Genomic DNA, 16,560 nt, shown 5'->3' on the forward strand with positions numbered 1-16,560 from the left:
CATTCGGACCGTTGGATCACGTTATATATCTGTAAGCAACTCGGTTAAATACTTTTCTAGGAAATATGGAACGATTTGATCTGTAACCGAGTATGATAGAACAACATTATTTTCACTGATTTGAAAGGAGTGAATGCGATGATGAAAGAAACAAACAGCAGTAAGGAGTACCATTTTATTGGAGAGGGCAAGCAGGGGAGGGTTTTCCGAATATCTCCTAATTGCTGCATTAAAGTGTATAGTGAAAAAAGACATGCAGAGAGGGAAAGGAAAGCATATCAGGCGGCGCAGGGATCCCCGATCATTCCCAAGCTTCATGAATACGGGTCAAACTATATTATTATAGACTATGTGCAAGGACCTACGCTCAAACAATATTTAAAAGAGAAGGGCTATATTTCCAAATCCATTACGGAACAAATTTTGTCATTATTAAAAGAACAGGAACGGTTGGGTTTCACACGGATCGATGCCGCTGTACGCCACATCTTTATAACGGAAGATATGAATCTTAAGCTAATAGACTTAACGAACTGCTACCAGCATACAAGCTCCGCTCCCCGCATGCTGCTTAAAAGTTTGAATAATATGGGCTTCCTGCATTCTTTTTTGGAGCATGTAAAGGGGTTGGATCCAACATTGTATTCCAAATGGAAAAAGATGATATAAAGTAAATGTTAGGTATGCGCAGAAGCGGTAAAAATAGAGCCCTTATCTTCCAGGGCTCTATTTTTTCTTATTTATTTTTGGCTGGAGTGCCATATCGGAAAATGCTTCTGGAGTTTCCCTATGGCCCTATCCACACGTGACTTTCGATAATACAAATATTCGGTCAATGCATGGATTTCATCCCGCTTCAATCCCCATTCCTTGGGGATGCCCTCAATGGCTTCACTAATATCAGATTTGCTTAATGATTCAATCGCCTTCAGATCATCGTGAAAAGGATCTTTACCATCAATGTATCGGACAAACCTCTTGTACATATCTCCCCAATACACCTTTGATTTGTTTTGGTTTTTATTCAATGAATCTACTGACCATCTTGGACCGTCGAAGCAATTGGCATGGTCAATCATGATGATGTTGTTCTGCACAATTAACAGATTGGATGTACTTCTGTTATGTCTATCCCAATTATGAATCCAATGGTCAAAAGCGATCATTCCGGAAGCCTTGTTCAAGTTCTTACATTTGGAAATCAGTTTTTCGTTATCGGTTTCAACTGCTCCTTCATAGTAACAAATCCCCAAATGCGGCCCACTTTCAAGTTTCATATCTTTTAATGAAGGATACAAACTAATCAGTCCCTCGGAGATATAGATCACCTGACACTCGCCCACCGGAAGATTTAACATGCTCCCAAGCTTATAGGCAATAAATTCATTACTAAGCGTCTTTTTCCCCAAGGGGTTATTTTTGAATTTAACGACATATTTTTTGCCGTCTATACATCGAAATAATTGCGGCTTGGTCCAACCTCTGCCGATCGGACCTAAATATTGAACCGCATCAAGCATAGCATGTCACCTCTTTTCTACTAGAATCAACAGGACATCAACAGGACACCAACAGGACATCAACAGAACATTAAGAAAAAGGACCTTCCCAGCTCCAGGATTTATGATCATCTCTCCGGTAATATTTCAGCATCCCATTGGACTCTGTTATGGCTATGAGATTGCCCGATTTACTTTGAATTAACGAAACCCAATTGACTTGCTCTTGGCCAAAGACTACAGGTCCGCTCCATGGTTGTCCCGGCGCGTCATTGTTTCTCCACCAGTGGCCTAAGCCTCCGCCGGACAGGGGAGCAACCACTTCGAAATTACCGCGACTGCTTTCAATAAAGGAAACCAATCCTTTTGTGCCGTTGGCAAAAGAGGCCTGTTCAATCCATTCCTCAGAACCGAATTGCTCATCCCGCCAGTAATGAACAAGCTGCTCTCCCTTTCGTGCAACCAGCTCAAGTACATTGAACCTACTGTGGATCATGGCCACCGCACCAAATTTTTCGCGATCAAAGACCTTAGGACCGAACCAATGTAATCCCCGTTCATCGTTGTTCTGCCGCCAATGCCCTAGCCCGCCTTCCTTTAAAGGAGCCACAAATTCAAACCATTCACTCTTCCCAAGCTTACGCCGGTTAAAATATGGAGGTCTACGGATCTTTTCAGTATCGAGCATCAGTCCGTCAATATACTTTTCCCAGTTTCGTTGATCACTTGCCCGTTTTTTATTCATCAGGTTCCTGATGGTCCATCTTACTTCATCCTTTGATCTGCGATTTACGGGATGAAAGAGAAAACAGTGGGGATTCTCATTCATAAAATGAATGAAACTTCTGTAGGAATAATGGGGACGATAACGGATCGAAATACTGGTTTCTTTGGGATAGGATTTCGGTTCAAATCCGAGGAGCTTTGCCATGTTGACGAATACAATCTCTTCGATAGCAAAGCATTTGGTTTTCTTTAGATTATTTTTCACTAATTCTAATTGCTCGCATCTAAGCAAAGTTTGAATAAATCGCCGACCAAACACTTGTCCTACATTAAATGCCTTTAAGAAAGGGTCTTCTTTAAATAGAGATCGCCACAGCTCCCTCTCTTTTCTGAAAAGAACCCCGGGATACCAGCTTTCTTTGGGGACTCTCATATCCACTCCCATGTATTCCGAATTTTTCATAGCATGGAATATAAAATCTTCAAACCCCTCTCTTGCAAAAAGAACATCGGAATCTAGACTGATCAGATAGTCGTAATCGTAATTGATTTCTTCTAACCACTCCATAACATCAAGCATGAAAGAAGTGAGAAACCCGTAGCTTAGTTTTTTGCTCATCGGACAAACGGGGTATTCCAGATCTTTACATAAATTTGGATCGTCACCGCCGTTATACAATACAATATCGCTGTTGGGGCAGAAGTAACGAATATTATCGATCAGATCTCGTATGCTTTCTCTTTTGTTATGGACAAGGATGGCAAAACAAATCTTTTTTTCATTACTATTTTTTCTTAGGCTTAGCATGGATTATCCAGCACTCCTTCTTTCATAATGTGACTGATGTACCTATATTGTATGGTCTAAGCGGAGTTTGGATTGGACGAAAGCAGGAGTCTAGTAAATATAGACAGGGGCCTGATTTTGAACTATGCAGGTTACTGGTCCATGTCCATATTTTAGTCAAAAGCATACAATTTAAAGAGACGTTCGATCCATGCCTATAGTGGTTCGTTTATTTCATGATGCAGAACCGTTGATCGTAGTACTGGAAACGTTGGAAAGGAGAACGGAGATGGACCCATTTAAAATAAAGGGCAACAAGCGATTTTTGGTTATTGCCAGAGTAGGCGACTCCTCTCTCCACCAGGAGTGGTTGCAGCCGGCAGAGTACAAAAATTTCGACCTATGCCTCAGCTATTTTGACAGTCAGCCGGGGCGGTTCTCAGAGGATTGCGATTTTTATCATCAAGCTCCAGGAGTAAAATGGCCTAAGCTAAAAGAAATTATTGCCTTATTCGGAGAGCAGATGGACCATTATGACGCGGTTTGGATGCCTGACGATGACATTAGTACCAATGCATACGATATCAATCGGATGTTTGAGCTATTTATGCAGTATGAGTTGGAATTGGCTCAGCCGGCTTTGACCAGCGATTCGTATTATTCACATAAGGTCACGTGTGTAAATAAAGAGTATCGTTTAAGATACACCCAATTTGTCGAACCCATGGTTCCGATTTATTCCAGGGAAGCATTCCGTGTCCTCTTGCCTACATTTGAGAAAAGTGAAGCCGCCTATGGGCTCGATTTCGTATGGCCGAAGGTGCTCGGTTACCCTCACAAAAAAATCGGTATCATCGATGACGTCCCTATGAAGCATACAAGACCTGTTGGCGGAGGAACGTTATATCAGAACATAACCAATAACCGATGGGATGATTTTCATCGTGTGACCAAGGAATATGATGTCGAAGTCAATTGGCATCCTACGCATTATGATGGCGTACCTAAAGGGACAAAAGTGATGTTTGCCGTGCTTGCTCAGCATGAGGAGAAGGTGCTTGCCGCCCAATTGGATAACATACGTCATTATAATCCGGATGCAGGCATCGTAGTTTATAATGCAGGCAAGGATAGGGAAATGGCAGCCCATGTGAATGCTCTCATATGCCCAAACAGTCGTCCGGATCGTTCGGATAACTTTGCCCTCTTTATGTGGGATGTAATGAACTGGCTTCACAATAATAAGGTAGAGTATGAATACTTCATTACCCTCAATAATGATATGCTGTTTGTCAAACACGGCTTTGATTCCTTCCTTGATAAGACGATGAAATATTCGGATTGCATGGGATGGAATTTGCAGAGGTTCTCGAGTAAGGAAGAGGCTGATGATGACTCCAAAAAATCGATGTGGAAGGAAAGTCGGAAATGGAGCTCCCTTTTAGGGGATGAAGGGTTTATTCGTTATTATTCTCCAGCTCAGGTATACCGTCGCGAGATTGTCAAACGAATGATTTCAGCCGTTACTCGTGCAGGAGTGGCTAACAAAATTGCTGAATCGGAAGTCCAGTCGCTCGCAGAATTCTTCTTCGTTACACTTGCTGCGTCTTTAAAAGGCCGATGTCGGGAATACCCTCGGGACCGGATGCTCAATGTGATAAGCCATGAAAACGATGTAGATATGTCAAGGATGCAGCAGGCAGTCCATCATGCTTACTATTACTTCATTCACCCGGTTCGAGGCCAACAGCTCATTGAGATGAAACACTGGCTGATGGGTGGTGATGCGGTGCAGGAAAATGATTCAGTTCAAAACGAACAGATGGCAGAAAACGAGACACAGCAGGAGCAGCAGGAGCAGCAGGAGCAGCAGGAGCAGCAGGAGCAGCAGGAGCAGCAGGAGCAGCAGGAGCAGCACAGTATTGGAAGGCGGAAGAGGAGACGGAAGGTCGTACGGGGTAAAAAGAAAATCTGGAACAAAAGAAAAATAGTAAGGGGTAAGAAAAGGGCTATACCCAGGAAGGCATTCAAAAAAACGTTGAGCAAAAAGGCAATACCGAGAAGAAGACGCATGATCAAAAGACCACTTAAAGGGAGAACTGTTCAACGCAAGGGGATTCCTAAAAACAAAGTGAATAATTCCTCACAGACGGTTTGGAAAAATATACAAAAATCCGCACCGTCAGGCAAACAAATCAAGGCTGCTTAAGCGTAAGCTGCTATTGTGGTGCGCCATGTCAGGGTGGGAGAATAGCCTTCCACCCAAGCAGCTTCTATCTTACTGCATGTAGTCGGATGAAATACATACGTTGGATAACCTTGATAAAAAAGCGGTACACCTGTTCGATTTCCAGACGTGGAGGAGTTAACATGAAGAGATAGATGGCAGGTCTATTGCTCACCTGCGGTGTTATCTATAACCACCACAGGCTGTGGGCTTGTTGGGTGAAAGCAAAGCAATAAATCCCCAATGTTCAAGCCCCCTGGCAAGGATGAGAAGGCCAAAATTAAAGTGCTGTTCTATAACGTTCAGGCTTTCGGAATGCCATACCAAATCGTCCGTTCCGGCTGCTGCTTGGGAGTTTGTCAAATTCGTCAACGGCGACGAGTTCGCCAAAATTCGTTCGAAGTCTTCCTTCGAACCGCTGACCTGTACGGCTATATGAAGGATAGGGAAAGCTTCAGTACAAAATCAAGCTAGCATGCTAGGACGGATACCGCTTCAAAATGAACTTTATTTCATAGAATATCATTATGAGAAAAGGAGGTGATAGGAGAATGGCATTGGAAAAGGAGCTTTTGAAGAAGGTGGAGCAAATACGCGTGTGGAAGCCGACCTACTCCGTCGATATTGACAATCCTACAAGCTATAAACTTCTGGGTGCGGGCAAGCAAGGAGTGGCCTTCCAGATTGACGAGAAGCGCTGTGTAAAAATGTATTTCAGGCATGAAAGTCTTACAAGAGAATTACATGCTCTGCAGTTGGGAGGCAAGGCGGGTATTTGTCCGGAGGTATATTTATGGGGCGATCATTTTATCGTGATGGAATATTTGAATGCCCCTACGCTGTACGAGTATCTGGATACCCACCCACTGACCGAAGCATTGAGCGGCAAAATCATACATTTGTTAGATACATTCGAAAATATCGGATTTAATCGATTTGATCATGCGGCGCGTCATATCTATATGCTGCCCGGCGAACAGATGAAGGTGATCGACGTTGTTCATGTCATCAAAAGCCAACCCGTATGGCTGGCACAAAAGCTCATCAGTGATATGGAAGAAAACGCGATTCTATTCGTTGAGCATGTGCAAAAATTGAGCCCTAAATGGTATGAGCGTTGGAGCAATCAACCGGAGTTCGGTGTACTGATGGAAAAGTTGAAACAAAAATGGTAAACACAAAAAGGTTCTTCAACGATGAAGAGCCTTTTTGTGTTTCATTATTCATCTTTGATTGGCTTTGGCAACATATCCGTTGAAATCCGGATGACTGCTCCATGAAATATATAATGCTTCGTCGATTTCCTTCACATATTCCAAGAAGAGGCTGACTTGCTTGCCCATTCCTTTGATCATTTTTTTCGGGAACGGCGCAGCTAGGGGAGCATCGGATTTGATACCTATTGCCATGAGGCTACCGCTTGGCATGATCAGAATGTTCTCCGGCGCTTGATTGATGCTGAATCCCGCTTCCTTCAGGTTTTTGAAAAGCCGGATCAGCTTTTCCGTTAGTTCCTTTGTTAAAGGATAGGAGTCTAAATATTGTGCCACTGTCGGCGAGTTAATGGATTCCATAACAATATAATTCGGTCCCCAATCGTACACCTGGGGACTAATTCCTTGTTTTGCTCCTAAACGCTGGTTGTGATATTCTTGTTCCGCTTTACCGACTTTGGGGAAAATTTTAATGCAGCGCTTCTCATCAAGTCCAAAAATGGCATATTTCTTATGCCTGGTCAGTAACGGCAGGTCTGTGGGATTATCCACCTCTACCAATTCTTCTTCGCCCGTTTCAGGTCTGTTGACTTTAATTTTATTAATTTCCTCTATCAGCTGTGCTTCTTTTATTTTTCTCCATTCATTCTTGAAATAATTTATCATCTGGCTTGCTCCTTTCATTTGCTTGTTCAATATAGAATATGAAAATCAAAAGAAATAGAAACGGCTCATATCTTTAGAGATGAAAATGTGATTTCGTGGAGATAATGGCCGTTCACTGAGCCATTTTGGCCTCATACGATAGTAAGTTCAGAGATTATAAGAAAATGAAAGACGGTGATATTCATATGAAAGATTTCTTAATCCCCTTGGAGTATATTAAACCCATGGAGACTGGCTATTCCAAACCTCAATTGATCCGCTTTGACGACGGTCAAGAATATGTCGTGAAATTCAGGAACAATCCTTCCGGTACAAGAATTCTAGTAAATGAATACATCGCAAGCAGGCTGGCCGAGCTTCTGTGCCTGCCCGTACCTGCATTCAAAATCATGCCTATTCCCCGATCTTTTATTGATCAAAACCCCGCTATTCCTTCACGTTTTGAGGGAGGAAACCAGTTTGCTACCCTGTTTATACCCCATTGCACATCTTTAAATCGAGACCTGCATACTCCGAAACAGCTTCAAATCGTAAACAGATCTGCTCTTGCCGGAATGATTGTATTTGATAAATGGATTGGTAATACTGACCGAAAAGACAACAACCTTCTGTTGCAACCGGTCGGAGAAGGGGCCTATCAGGTCATCATGATCGACCACGGCCGCTGCTTCTCCGATGCCAAATGGAAGGTAAAAACCCTTCGGAAAATGCCGGATATGGAGAAGATTCTGAAGGTCCATCAATGGTGTGCAAGCTATCTGGAGTCGCCCCAAGAGCTAGTCCTTGCTGCCGACCAAATCGTATCATTGCCGGAAGACTCAATCTATCAGGTAGTGGATTCGATTCCCGAGGATTGGGAGGTTTCGGGGGAAGAAAGAGAGGCCGTCGCTAGGCATCTTATCCAAGCCAAAACTCTTCTGCACGGCATCCGAATATCTACTATGAGAAAAAGCAAGCTATAACCTTTCCTAAGTTCCAGTAGTCTATTGAATATGGATCTCTTTAGTAGACAAGCGCCGTTTCTGTTTTCATTCAGTTTCATATGATATAGCAATGAGATATTAAGATCATGTAAAACCGGTTCTGAGAAAGATAAATCTGAGGTGGTAAATGATGAAGGTGGCGATGATTGGTTGGGAATATCCTCCGTCTTTTTCCGGAGGGCTTGGGGTTCACTGCCAAGCGCTTGTCCGCGAGCTGACAAGCATGGCAGTTGACATTGAGTTTTATCTTCCCACGGATGGAAAAACACAATTCGATATACCTGATCGGATGACGATGCACCCGATGGTACTGCCTAATTCAGAATCTTCATACAACGCTCGTGTCACATGGGAAGCGGTACAACAATTCCGGGACTGGCTTGAAGCATACTTCACACCAAAGGGGATTGATATCATTCACGCGCATGATTGGATGGGGATCTTTGCTGCGATGCGTATATCTCGACTTCACAACATTCCTCTGATCTGGACGGTACATTCGACTGAATATGACAGATCTGCTGGTATGTCTCTTCATCCCGGAATCTTATCGATCGAATTGGAAGCATTAAGCCAAGCAAACTATACCATTGCGGTCTCCAAGCGGACTAAGCACACTTTGGTTAAACGATATCAAAACGATTCGGCCCCCATAGCGGTGATTTATAACGGTCTTGATGCCGGCCCGTTTACACCAATGTCACATAGGAATTATCTGCATGATGAAGGACATATCCTGTTTCTTGGCAGGGTCACTGAGCAAAAGGGTCCAGGGATTTTCTTGGAGGCAGCCCGAATTGTTCTCGCTGAAACGGACGCACGATTTGTGATTGCTGGCGATGGGGAATTATTAGGTATTTTGCGCCGGAGGGCGCGAAGATGGGAGATTGACAATCGTGTCGAGTTTACGGGGGCGGTATTCGGGGCCCCGCTGTATGATTGTTATAGAAATGCGATACTATTTGTTCTGCCGGCCGTATCCGAACCGTTCGGAATTACGGTTTTGGAGGCAATGGCTTCCGGTATTCCGTCCATCATTTCTACGACTACCGGTGCAGGAGAAATTATCAAGCATGCATTGAAGGTCAATCCGAACAATCCTCAGGAGCTGGCGCAAACCATTCTGGTCCTGCTGAAGCATCCTAGGCTTAGACAATCGATCGGACAGAACAGTGCTCGGGAAGCTCGCCATTGGACCTGGAAGCGCGTCGCCCGTGAGACCTATTCCTTGTACCAGCAGGTTTTGATAAGGACATGACTTTGATCATACGGAAAGGAGGGGTTTACAATTGGTTACTGATGGACATTTGCTTCCCCCAATCGAACAGGTTACTTCAGCCTATGAAGCAAGCTTTGATAACGATGGACAGCAAGTACTGTCCACCACACTTACTTCCTTTACTCCCAAATTACGCAAATGTATTTTGGAGTACAATGTGGCGTCTATGAACCCATTTGGCGAACGAGTTGAGGAAGCTGTGATCGGCAAAGTTTACTCTAGAACAGAAACTGGAAATGATTGCTATCATTTGATGCAGTATGTATGGAACCACGGGATGGATACGGATCCGTATTACACGATCGTTCGTCCCCTCGCATTTGTAAGCCACTTGCGGCTGTTTCTGATGTCTAAGGCACCGGGTAAAACCCTGGATGATTATATACACACGGCTCAAGACGGTAAACAAGGGGCTTATCTTGCAGCGAATTGGCTGGCCCGGCTTCACTCGATTCCTCCGTCTCAAATACAGAATAACAAACGAACAAGATCGGGAGCGGATATTGGGCGTTTTGTTCATGAGCTTGAAACCGCGGTGCCCAATAAGTCATCCAGCTTTAGATCGATATATAACCGTTTGCTTGTCCAGTCCGGAAAGCCGTGGACGGGTCAGCCTGTATTTCTTCACGGCGATTTTCACCCCAAGAACGTATTCCTGGACGAGGAGAGAGTCGTAGCGATTGATTTTGATCACCATTTCGCGGGAGATCCTGCTTGGGACGTGGCTTATCTCGCTTGTCAAATACAGATCAGCGGATTTTTTAAGCGGGGAGATTTTCATTATTTTGATCCGATCGTAAGATACCTTGTAGATGTTTATCTTGAACTTCACCCTGCTTATAATCGGACATCGTTTGTTGAACGGCTATGTCTTTATCGGGCCCGATCATTATTTGAGAGCCTTCATTATGAATTATGCGTGTTGAAAAAAGGGGACCTCCACATTGTTGATCTTTTTCTTAATGAATGTGAGCAATCCTTAGATGGGAAAGGATTCCATTGAACGGGTCTCGTGTCCCCATAGCTATCGTCCATCATGCCAATCAATATTTAATTGCGAACGATTACCGTAACCGCGCAGGATTGGCTGAAATCATCGGGCCCCCGAATGCTTCCTCCGGCTTACGAGCCGTATTTGAGCTTCATTCGATGTATAGAATCCCCTTTAATCTTCATATCAGCGGTACATTTATTGAAGCCTGTGCTTGGTTGGAACCCCATTTCCTGGAGGAAATCTCAGAAATGGTAGATTATGGACTTATAGAGGTCCTCGGATCCACTTATGCGCAAAACATTATGCCGCTGTTTGAAAGAGAGCATAACCTATACCAAATCCGGGAGGAGCTTGACGCAATAGAAGCCTGGTTAGGTGTCCATCCAACCCAAATTACCGGCTTCTGGATTCCTGAGCGTGTATGGAATACGGAACGGCTAAGTCCCGTTCTTACGGACAGCACTCTCGGAAATGGAGGGTTTCGTTACATTCTGGCGGATGACCGGCTGTTGGTACCCAAATCGGAACGATACAGCTTCGACCAAAACCGTCCTTTTAGACCCGAGCTTTTTGAGGCCTATGATATCCGCGGGGGGAATGGTCTTATTGTCCTGCCGTTATCTGGAGAGATGCGTCTCAATATCCCTTTGGAGACGGTTCAGCAGGAACGTAAGCTTGATACCCTCATGGCCCGATTAACCGAAGAATTACGAAACGGCAGGAATATCATTGCGATATACGGTGACGACATGGAAAAAGCCGCGGGCATTCCTCCGTGGAATCCCCTGGCAGTCAAGCATTATCGCCGATTTCTTCAATGGGTCGTTAGGAGACAGGATGCGTATCCTGTTCAGCTGAATGCCTGGTTAACGCAAAAGGCCCTCCGACCGACGGGGTGTGTTGAGCCGGGCACATACCGGGAGCTGGCTGTTCAATTCGGAGCGGGCGAGGATTATATGGGATGGGCGGGTTCTGCGGAATGGATGCCTTATCAGAACATGATGAAAAAAGCGTGGGACAGATATATGCTGCTATCGAAGCAGAGCGATGCAGCCCCTGGATTGCTCGATTTGGCCCGAAAGCACTTGTTGGCCAGCGCTTATGAAACAGGCTGGCACGACGCTCCGGACAGTGTTCATACGAATCCTAATCAGAAAGAGGGGGCCGGTTCGACTCCCGCATTATGGGCGTGTGCCCTGGCAAGCCAATCTCGAGCGTCCCACGTGCTTATGGAAGCGGCCCAATGGGGGGCAGACACGAAACGGAAAAGTAAAGCGCTCGTATCTATAGAGGATTTGGACAAGGACGGCCATAAGGAAGTCCTTATGCGAAACGAAGTATTCGCCGTTGTCATTACTCCACAGTTTGGCGGACGAATTGTGTATGGATTCCAATACGATGAACATGACGGCGTTCTTGTTATAGGCAATCCATCAGACGATTGGAACTGGTTGGAGCAGCCTAACGATTATATGGATGTTCCAGCGAACCATCCCGGAGCTTTAGCCGATGTTGGCTTCGAGCACGACCGATACGAAATCGAATCCATGCAAACGAATCCCGAGGGGGATGTGGAATTGGTTATCGTTAACCGAGAGCCCAACAGTCCTGCCTATGGATTAATCAAACGCTTTATTCTCTCAAAAAACAGCACCATCCATGTTCGCTATGAACAGATCCCAAGTGACTTGTTTCCCCTGAATCTAAATGTAGGATTTTCCCCTGATTACCTGCGCCTGCTGCGAGAGGGACGACGTGCTGTCGCGCCCTTCACGAAAGGAGATAAACGCGGGTTCCGCACAGGAAGCTTATTTGCCTGGGTACGATTGAAATCAGATAACGTAAGCTGGGGCATTTCACGCAATCCGGTGTTCGGCCATGGGCTATGCCTTGGCCTCGGCATCAGCTCATCCACTGCAACGTTAGAGATCGGAGTTGAAATTCTTCAGCCTGACAGCGGCTAAGTCCTTCGCCATACGAACAGAAACATTTCTACTGGGAAGCATGGCATCCGGAGCTTGAGCACCAAGTTCTGGATGCTATTGTATTTTGAATTATGGCCTCTTTTATCTTACTGTTAACATTTGTTAAACAAATGTACTGAAATTTTGATTTTTTCACTCCGTTTTATCATGTATAATTGAATAAAGTGGATTATTTTTCATCCCCTTTCATTCTCTCAAAAAGAAATGAAGACCAATAATGATACCTGAAAACATCGGCTACATCCTTCTTCTGTTGATTGCAAGCATTCTTACCTGCATGCTAAGTGCCTATACCTATATTAAAGCTCGAGGAAAACCAGGAGTAAAGGCTTATGTCTGGTTAGCCTTGGCATCGAGTATATATGCATTCGGTTATGCATTCGAATTAGCGGGCGGCTCACTGCAAAATATTCTGTTTTGGTTAAAAGTACAGTATCTTGCTATTCCAATTATCCCCGTATTGTGCCTGATCATGAGTTTAAGCTACACGGGGCTTGAACGATACCTTAAACGGAATATCGTATTTGGATTATTTCTTATTCCCGTATTAACCTATGTAATTTATTATACAAATTCTCTCCATCATTTACATTATACTTCAGTTGCATTACGAACGGATGAAGCTTTTCCTATGGTGTCGCTTGGGAAGGGATTCTGGTACTGGGTTCATATCAGCTATTCGTACCTGTGCATCCTTGGGGCAATCCTTTTGTTAATCAGACGATGGCATCGATCCGCTTATCCATACCGTATGCAAACCCTTAGCATGTCGTTGGGTATGTTCTTACCTCTGCTAGGAAACTTCATTTATCTTATCGGCGAAAGTCCATCGGGGATTGATTTGGCGCCTATGATGATGACTTTTGCGAGTCCCTTTCATGCTGCGGCTTTAATGTCATTTCGAATGTTTAATTTAGTGCCGGTTGCCCGTGGGAAGGTTTTTGAGAGCATGCGGGACGGAGTTATAGTACTTGACGATTTAGACCGAATTGTCGACTTTAATCCGGCGTCAGTGGAAGTGTTCCCGGCCTTGACCCCGAAGGTTATCGGAAAACATGTCCAACTCGGACTGAAGGAATTCCCTGATTTATGGGGGCAAGTCTCTTCTGGTGCTGATGAATTTGATATCCGGCTGGAAATCGAACTAACCAGGATGTATTTTCAAGTTCGCATTTCACCTATCTTAAAAGGGACAGGAGAACATATTGGAAGAATTATGGTTTTAAACAACATAACGGAGAGAGTTCAGCTACTTGAACATCTGCGTACCCTTGCGACGTTCGATGGATTAACACAGATTTACAACAGGGCTCATTTAATGGAGGAATGCAGGAAAGAGCTTGATAATGTAAAACGTCAAACTGGGCCGATCTCGGTAATCATGATGGATATTGATCATTTTAAAAGTATTAATGATCATTACGGACATGAAGTCGGTGATATCGTAATCCAACAAATTGTACATACTTGTAATGAACAGCTACAACAAGGCGATATCTTTGGTCGTTATGGCGGGGAAGAGTTCGTGATTTGTCTCCCTTTCACTGACCCTCAAAGGGCGTTGGAATGGGCAGAACAAGTAAGGATCGCTGTAGCCGCGCAGCGTATTCAGTTAGTTGAAGGAGAGGTTGCTACCACAGCAAGCTTTGGTGTAGCGGGAAGAAACGTATCAACCGCAGATCTGGATATGGCTTTATTACTGCGTGAAGCGGATAAAGCCCTATATATTGCCAAGGAAAGGGGTCGTAATCGTGTAGAGAGTATAGTTCATGAAGAACCATACTCAAAGTAAATGAATATTGGTTTGTGGATTACACTATCGGAGCATGTCAGAGCTCCACCTCTTGAAACCTGTGGGGAGGTGGAGCATTTAGTATGAATTGTATTGGTGATGGTTGATCCAGACATTAAATTGAAGATATGATTCTGATTGAAATTTTGGTGAAATACAAATAAGTATCAGCGTCTCTACGGGAGGAGAGGGACTAAGAATAAGGGGAATTGGCCGCAGGATTGTAAACGTTATCACTGGACGTTTGAAAACATATTCATAAAACGAGGTGATTACAGTGGGAACCCGCTTATTATCGGAGCATTTAATAAAAAAACGTTATCCGCATTTAAAATATGTAAGAATCCATACGATTGCTAACAATACAGCAGCAATCTATGCTTGGAATGATAATTTGCAGCTACCGGATAAGGAAATAGCTATTTTGAAGAACTATGCTTCCGGCTATTTGCTTCAGCATGTTTGCTACAAAGTGAAATCCTATGATATGGTTCAAACCGATCGGGTACCCCAAGTAGAAGAATTGCCAGAACTCATTATTCAAACAGCTATGAGCAGGAATTTAAATCAAGATCGAATTGTCGGGATCATTAACGGATTGTTCTCAAACGGCAGTATGACTTTTAACAGCTACGACATGATCACGGGGACCATTCATTATGATTTTCACTCATCCAAACCAGTTATGGATATAGAAAAGGAATTAATTCGCCAATATCTTTATGAAATTACTCCCTTAGGGGCTTACAGCGAAGTGACATATTGTCAAGAGCGGGCCGGGAATGAGAAACCGACAGATTTATCCTGATAGACCGAGTTATTAAGGGCAACAAAAAGCCGAACGTAAACGTAAAGTTTATGGTCGGCTTTTTGTTTGCCTTGCCGAGCCGTAATCATTGATATGTAAAGAAGTCATTTGATAAATAAATCTACGCAATGTATTGAATATGGATTGAAAATTATGGTATTATGATTTTAGATTTTATATACAAAACCTAGTTTATTATAATAAACCATAAAAATAAGTCTCTATCAAAATCAATAGGAATTATTGGGTCTCCGTTAGGTTGGTTGTGTTCCCACTCAGCTTTCCATTCGGGATGGAAGAGATCTTATTTATTTGGGCAAATAAGAAAGCGGTTGCAATTTTTCTCTGACATGCTGCGACCTAGCAATTTCGCCGGTCCCTTGTGAAGTCCGAGGGCAGTTATGATCCCTTTTTGACCACGCCTATCGCAGCAGGACTCTTGGTTTTAGCGCTTAGTCCTCTTCTAACACCATTTATTCTAAAATTACGGAAGAGATGAGCATTGAAATAATACATGGTGAGGAGTAAGATGAGAGATGAAAACTTTAGTCTGGACCGGCCCAAATAAAATGGAAGTACAGGAGGCCGCTATCCCTTCCTTAGCTGAAGAAGAATTGCTCTTGAAGGTAGATGCCGTAGGTATCTGCGGATCTGAAATTGAGGGATATCTGGGACATAACAGTCTTCGGGTGCCTCCGCTCGTGATGGGGCATGAATTCAGCGCAACCGTGGAGGAAACGGGAGCAAAGACCAACGGCTTTATGAAGGGGAACAAAGTTGTGGTAAACCCGTTGATTTCCTGCGGAACATGTCATTCCTGCAGAAAAGGGCTTGTGCAGCTTTGTGCGAAGCGTTCCATTGTTGGGATCCACCGTCCAGGTTCCTTTGCGGAGTATGTCAATGTCCCGGCTTCCGCCGCTTATCTTCTGCCCGATGGTATTAACCCTTTTAGGGCTGCCCTGGCTGAGCCGCTCGCATGCTCGCTGCGAGCGGCCAGAAGAGCAATGGAGAAACATCCGTTTGCTAATGTCGTCGTGTTTGGCGCAGGCACGATAGGATTATTAAGCTTTCTGGTCGCACAAATTTTAGGAGCCTCCAAAATCATCGTTGTGGATACGAATGAAGCCCGGCTGAGAACGCCTGAAAAATTAGGTGCTCATGGAGTGTTCAATCCACTAGCGCCAGATTATATAAGTAAAATCAAAGACGCCATGGGACCTTCCGGGATAGATGTTATCATCGATGCTGCCGGATTCCAGTCCAGCCGTTCAGCAGCAATGGAACTGGTTAATCCTGGGGGAACAGTCATGAACATCGGCCTTGGCATCGATGTAACTCAAGTTCCAATTAACGTTTGTATTCGGAGTGAAATCTCAATACTAGGTTCCTTTTCTTATGACAAACAGGATTTTTACGACTCGATTGAGCTGTTAAAGAGCGGGAAAATTCAAGAATCGGAATGGTCGGAAGTCCGCTCCTTATGGGATGGAGACCAGGCATTCCAGGATTTGATTAATGGAAGGGTTCACAATGCAAAAATCTTTTTGACACCGTAAGGGGAGTGATTTTCCTCCCTTTATTTTCTTTTTTATGGAGATGA

At 44.1% G+C, this 16,560-nt stretch carries 13 protein-coding genes; 10 read left to right on the forward strand and 3 right to left on the reverse strand.

The window, feature by feature from the left end; translation table 11 throughout:
- Positions 1-138 precede the first annotated feature (138 nt).
- Positions 139-669 carry a kinase gene (locus tag JOE45_RS03160; protein ID WP_210021568.1) on the forward strand — a complete coding sequence of 177 codons (531 nt, stop codon included), beginning with the start codon at positions 139-141 and terminating at the stop codon, positions 667-669.
- Positions 670-740: 71 nt separating this feature from the next.
- Here the strand turns inward: JOE45_RS03160 and JOE45_RS03165 are convergent, their stop codons facing one another.
- Positions 741-1,520: a HipA family kinase gene (locus JOE45_RS03165; protein WP_210021567.1), complete on the reverse strand. Its 780-nt coding sequence runs from the start codon at positions 1,518-1,520 to the stop codon at positions 741-743.
- A gap of 70 nt (positions 1,521-1,590) precedes the next feature.
- The gene (locus JOE45_RS03170) at positions 1,591-3,033 is read right to left on the reverse strand and encodes a hypothetical protein (RefSeq protein ID WP_210021566.1); all 1,443 of its coding nucleotides are present in this window, start codon (positions 3,031-3,033) and stop codon (positions 1,591-1,593) included.
- A 190-nt stretch (positions 3,034-3,223) separates the two neighbouring features.
- Between JOE45_RS03170 and JOE45_RS03175 the strand changes: the two genes are divergently transcribed.
- Together JOE45_RS03175 and JOE45_RS03180 are read left to right on the forward strand one after the other, a co-directional pair.
- Entirely contained in the window at positions 3,224-5,221 is a 1,998-nt protein-coding gene (locus tag JOE45_RS03175; protein ID WP_210021565.1) for a DUF707 domain-containing protein, read from the forward strand.
- 569 nt (positions 5,222-5,790) lie between these two features.
- Positions 5,791-6,414: a hypothetical protein gene (locus JOE45_RS03180; RefSeq protein ID WP_210021564.1), complete on the forward strand. Its 624-nt coding sequence runs from the start codon at positions 5,791-5,793 to the stop codon at positions 6,412-6,414.
- Between the two features lie 48 nt (positions 6,415-6,462).
- Here the strand turns inward: JOE45_RS03180 and JOE45_RS03185 are convergent, their stop codons facing one another.
- Positions 6,463-7,119: a hypothetical protein gene (locus JOE45_RS03185; protein ID WP_210021563.1), complete on the reverse strand. Its 657-nt coding sequence runs from the start codon at positions 7,117-7,119 to the stop codon at positions 6,463-6,465.
- 185 nt (positions 7,120-7,304) lie between these two features.
- Between JOE45_RS03185 and JOE45_RS03190 the strand changes: the two genes are divergently transcribed.
- The 7 genes from JOE45_RS03190 to JOE45_RS03220 all read left to right on the forward strand — a co-directional run bounded on the left by JOE45_RS03190 (position 7,305) and on the right by JOE45_RS03220 (position 16,516).
- Positions 7,305-8,081 carry a HipA family kinase gene (locus tag JOE45_RS03190; protein WP_210021562.1) on the forward strand — a complete coding sequence of 259 codons (777 nt, stop codon included), beginning with the start codon at positions 7,305-7,307 and terminating at the stop codon, positions 8,079-8,081.
- A gap of 151 nt (positions 8,082-8,232) precedes the next feature.
- Positions 8,233-9,360, forward strand: a complete 1,128-nt coding sequence (locus JOE45_RS03195) for a glycosyltransferase family 4 protein (protein ID WP_210021561.1) — start codon at positions 8,233-8,235, stop codon at positions 9,358-9,360.
- A gap of 31 nt (positions 9,361-9,391) precedes the next feature.
- The gene (locus tag JOE45_RS03200) at positions 9,392-10,384 is read left to right on the forward strand and encodes a phosphotransferase family protein (protein ID WP_210021560.1); all 993 of its coding nucleotides are present in this window, start codon (positions 9,392-9,394) and stop codon (positions 10,382-10,384) included.
- Positions 10,381-12,339: a polysaccharide deacetylase family protein gene (locus JOE45_RS03205; protein WP_210021559.1), complete on the forward strand. Its 1,959-nt coding sequence runs from the start codon at positions 10,381-10,383 to the stop codon at positions 12,337-12,339. The genes JOE45_RS03200 and JOE45_RS03205 overlap by 4 nt, the downstream gene beginning before the upstream one ends.
- A gap of 238 nt (positions 12,340-12,577) precedes the next feature.
- The gene (locus JOE45_RS03210) at positions 12,578-14,152 is read left to right on the forward strand and encodes a histidine kinase N-terminal 7TM domain-containing diguanylate cyclase (protein WP_210021558.1); all 1,575 of its coding nucleotides are present in this window, start codon (positions 12,578-12,580) and stop codon (positions 14,150-14,152) included.
- A 277-nt stretch (positions 14,153-14,429) separates the two neighbouring features.
- On the forward strand, positions 14,430-14,960 hold the full coding sequence (locus JOE45_RS03215; RefSeq protein ID WP_245246553.1) for a hypothetical protein: 531 nt from the start codon (positions 14,430-14,432) through the stop codon (positions 14,958-14,960).
- Positions 14,961-15,496: 536 nt separating this feature from the next.
- Positions 15,497-16,516, forward strand: a complete 1,020-nt coding sequence (locus JOE45_RS03220; RefSeq protein WP_210021557.1) for an alcohol dehydrogenase catalytic domain-containing protein — start codon at positions 15,497-15,499, stop codon at positions 16,514-16,516.
- Positions 16,517-16,560 lie beyond the last annotated feature (44 nt).

It is taken from the genome of Paenibacillus sp. PvR098 (assembly GCF_017833255.1).
Classification (GTDB): domain Bacteria; phylum Bacillota; class Bacilli; order Paenibacillales; family NBRC-103111; genus Paenibacillus_G.

Bases quoted from the DNA above. Each gene is read 5' to 3' on its own strand.
- JOE45_RS03160 (WP_210021568.1), top strand. From the start codon at position 139: ATGATGAAAGAAACAAACAGCAGTAAGGAGTACCATTTTATTGGAGAG.
- JOE45_RS03165 (WP_210021567.1), bottom strand. From the start codon at position 1,520: ATGCTTGATGCGGTTCAATATTTAGGTCCGATCGGCAGAGGTTGGACC.
- JOE45_RS03170 (WP_210021566.1), bottom strand. From the start codon at position 3,033: ATGCTAAGCCTAAGAAAAAATAGTAATGAAAAAAAGATTTGTTTTGCC.
- JOE45_RS03175 (WP_210021565.1), top strand. From the start codon at position 3,224: ATGCCTATAGTGGTTCGTTTATTTCATGATGCAGAACCGTTGATCGTA.
- JOE45_RS03180 (WP_210021564.1), top strand. From the start codon at position 5,791: ATGGCATTGGAAAAGGAGCTTTTGAAGAAGGTGGAGCAAATACGCGTG.
- JOE45_RS03185 (WP_210021563.1), bottom strand. From the start codon at position 7,119: ATGATAAATTATTTCAAGAATGAATGGAGAAAAATAAAAGAAGCACAG.
- JOE45_RS03190 (WP_210021562.1), top strand. From the start codon at position 7,305: ATGAAAGATTTCTTAATCCCCTTGGAGTATATTAAACCCATGGAGACT.
- JOE45_RS03195 (WP_210021561.1), top strand. From the start codon at position 8,233: ATGAAGGTGGCGATGATTGGTTGGGAATATCCTCCGTCTTTTTCCGGA.
- JOE45_RS03210 (WP_210021558.1), top strand. From the start codon at position 12,578: ATGATACCTGAAAACATCGGCTACATCCTTCTTCTGTTGATTGCAAGC.
- JOE45_RS03220 (WP_210021557.1), top strand. From the start codon at position 15,497: ATGAAAACTTTAGTCTGGACCGGCCCAAATAAAATGGAAGTACAGGAG.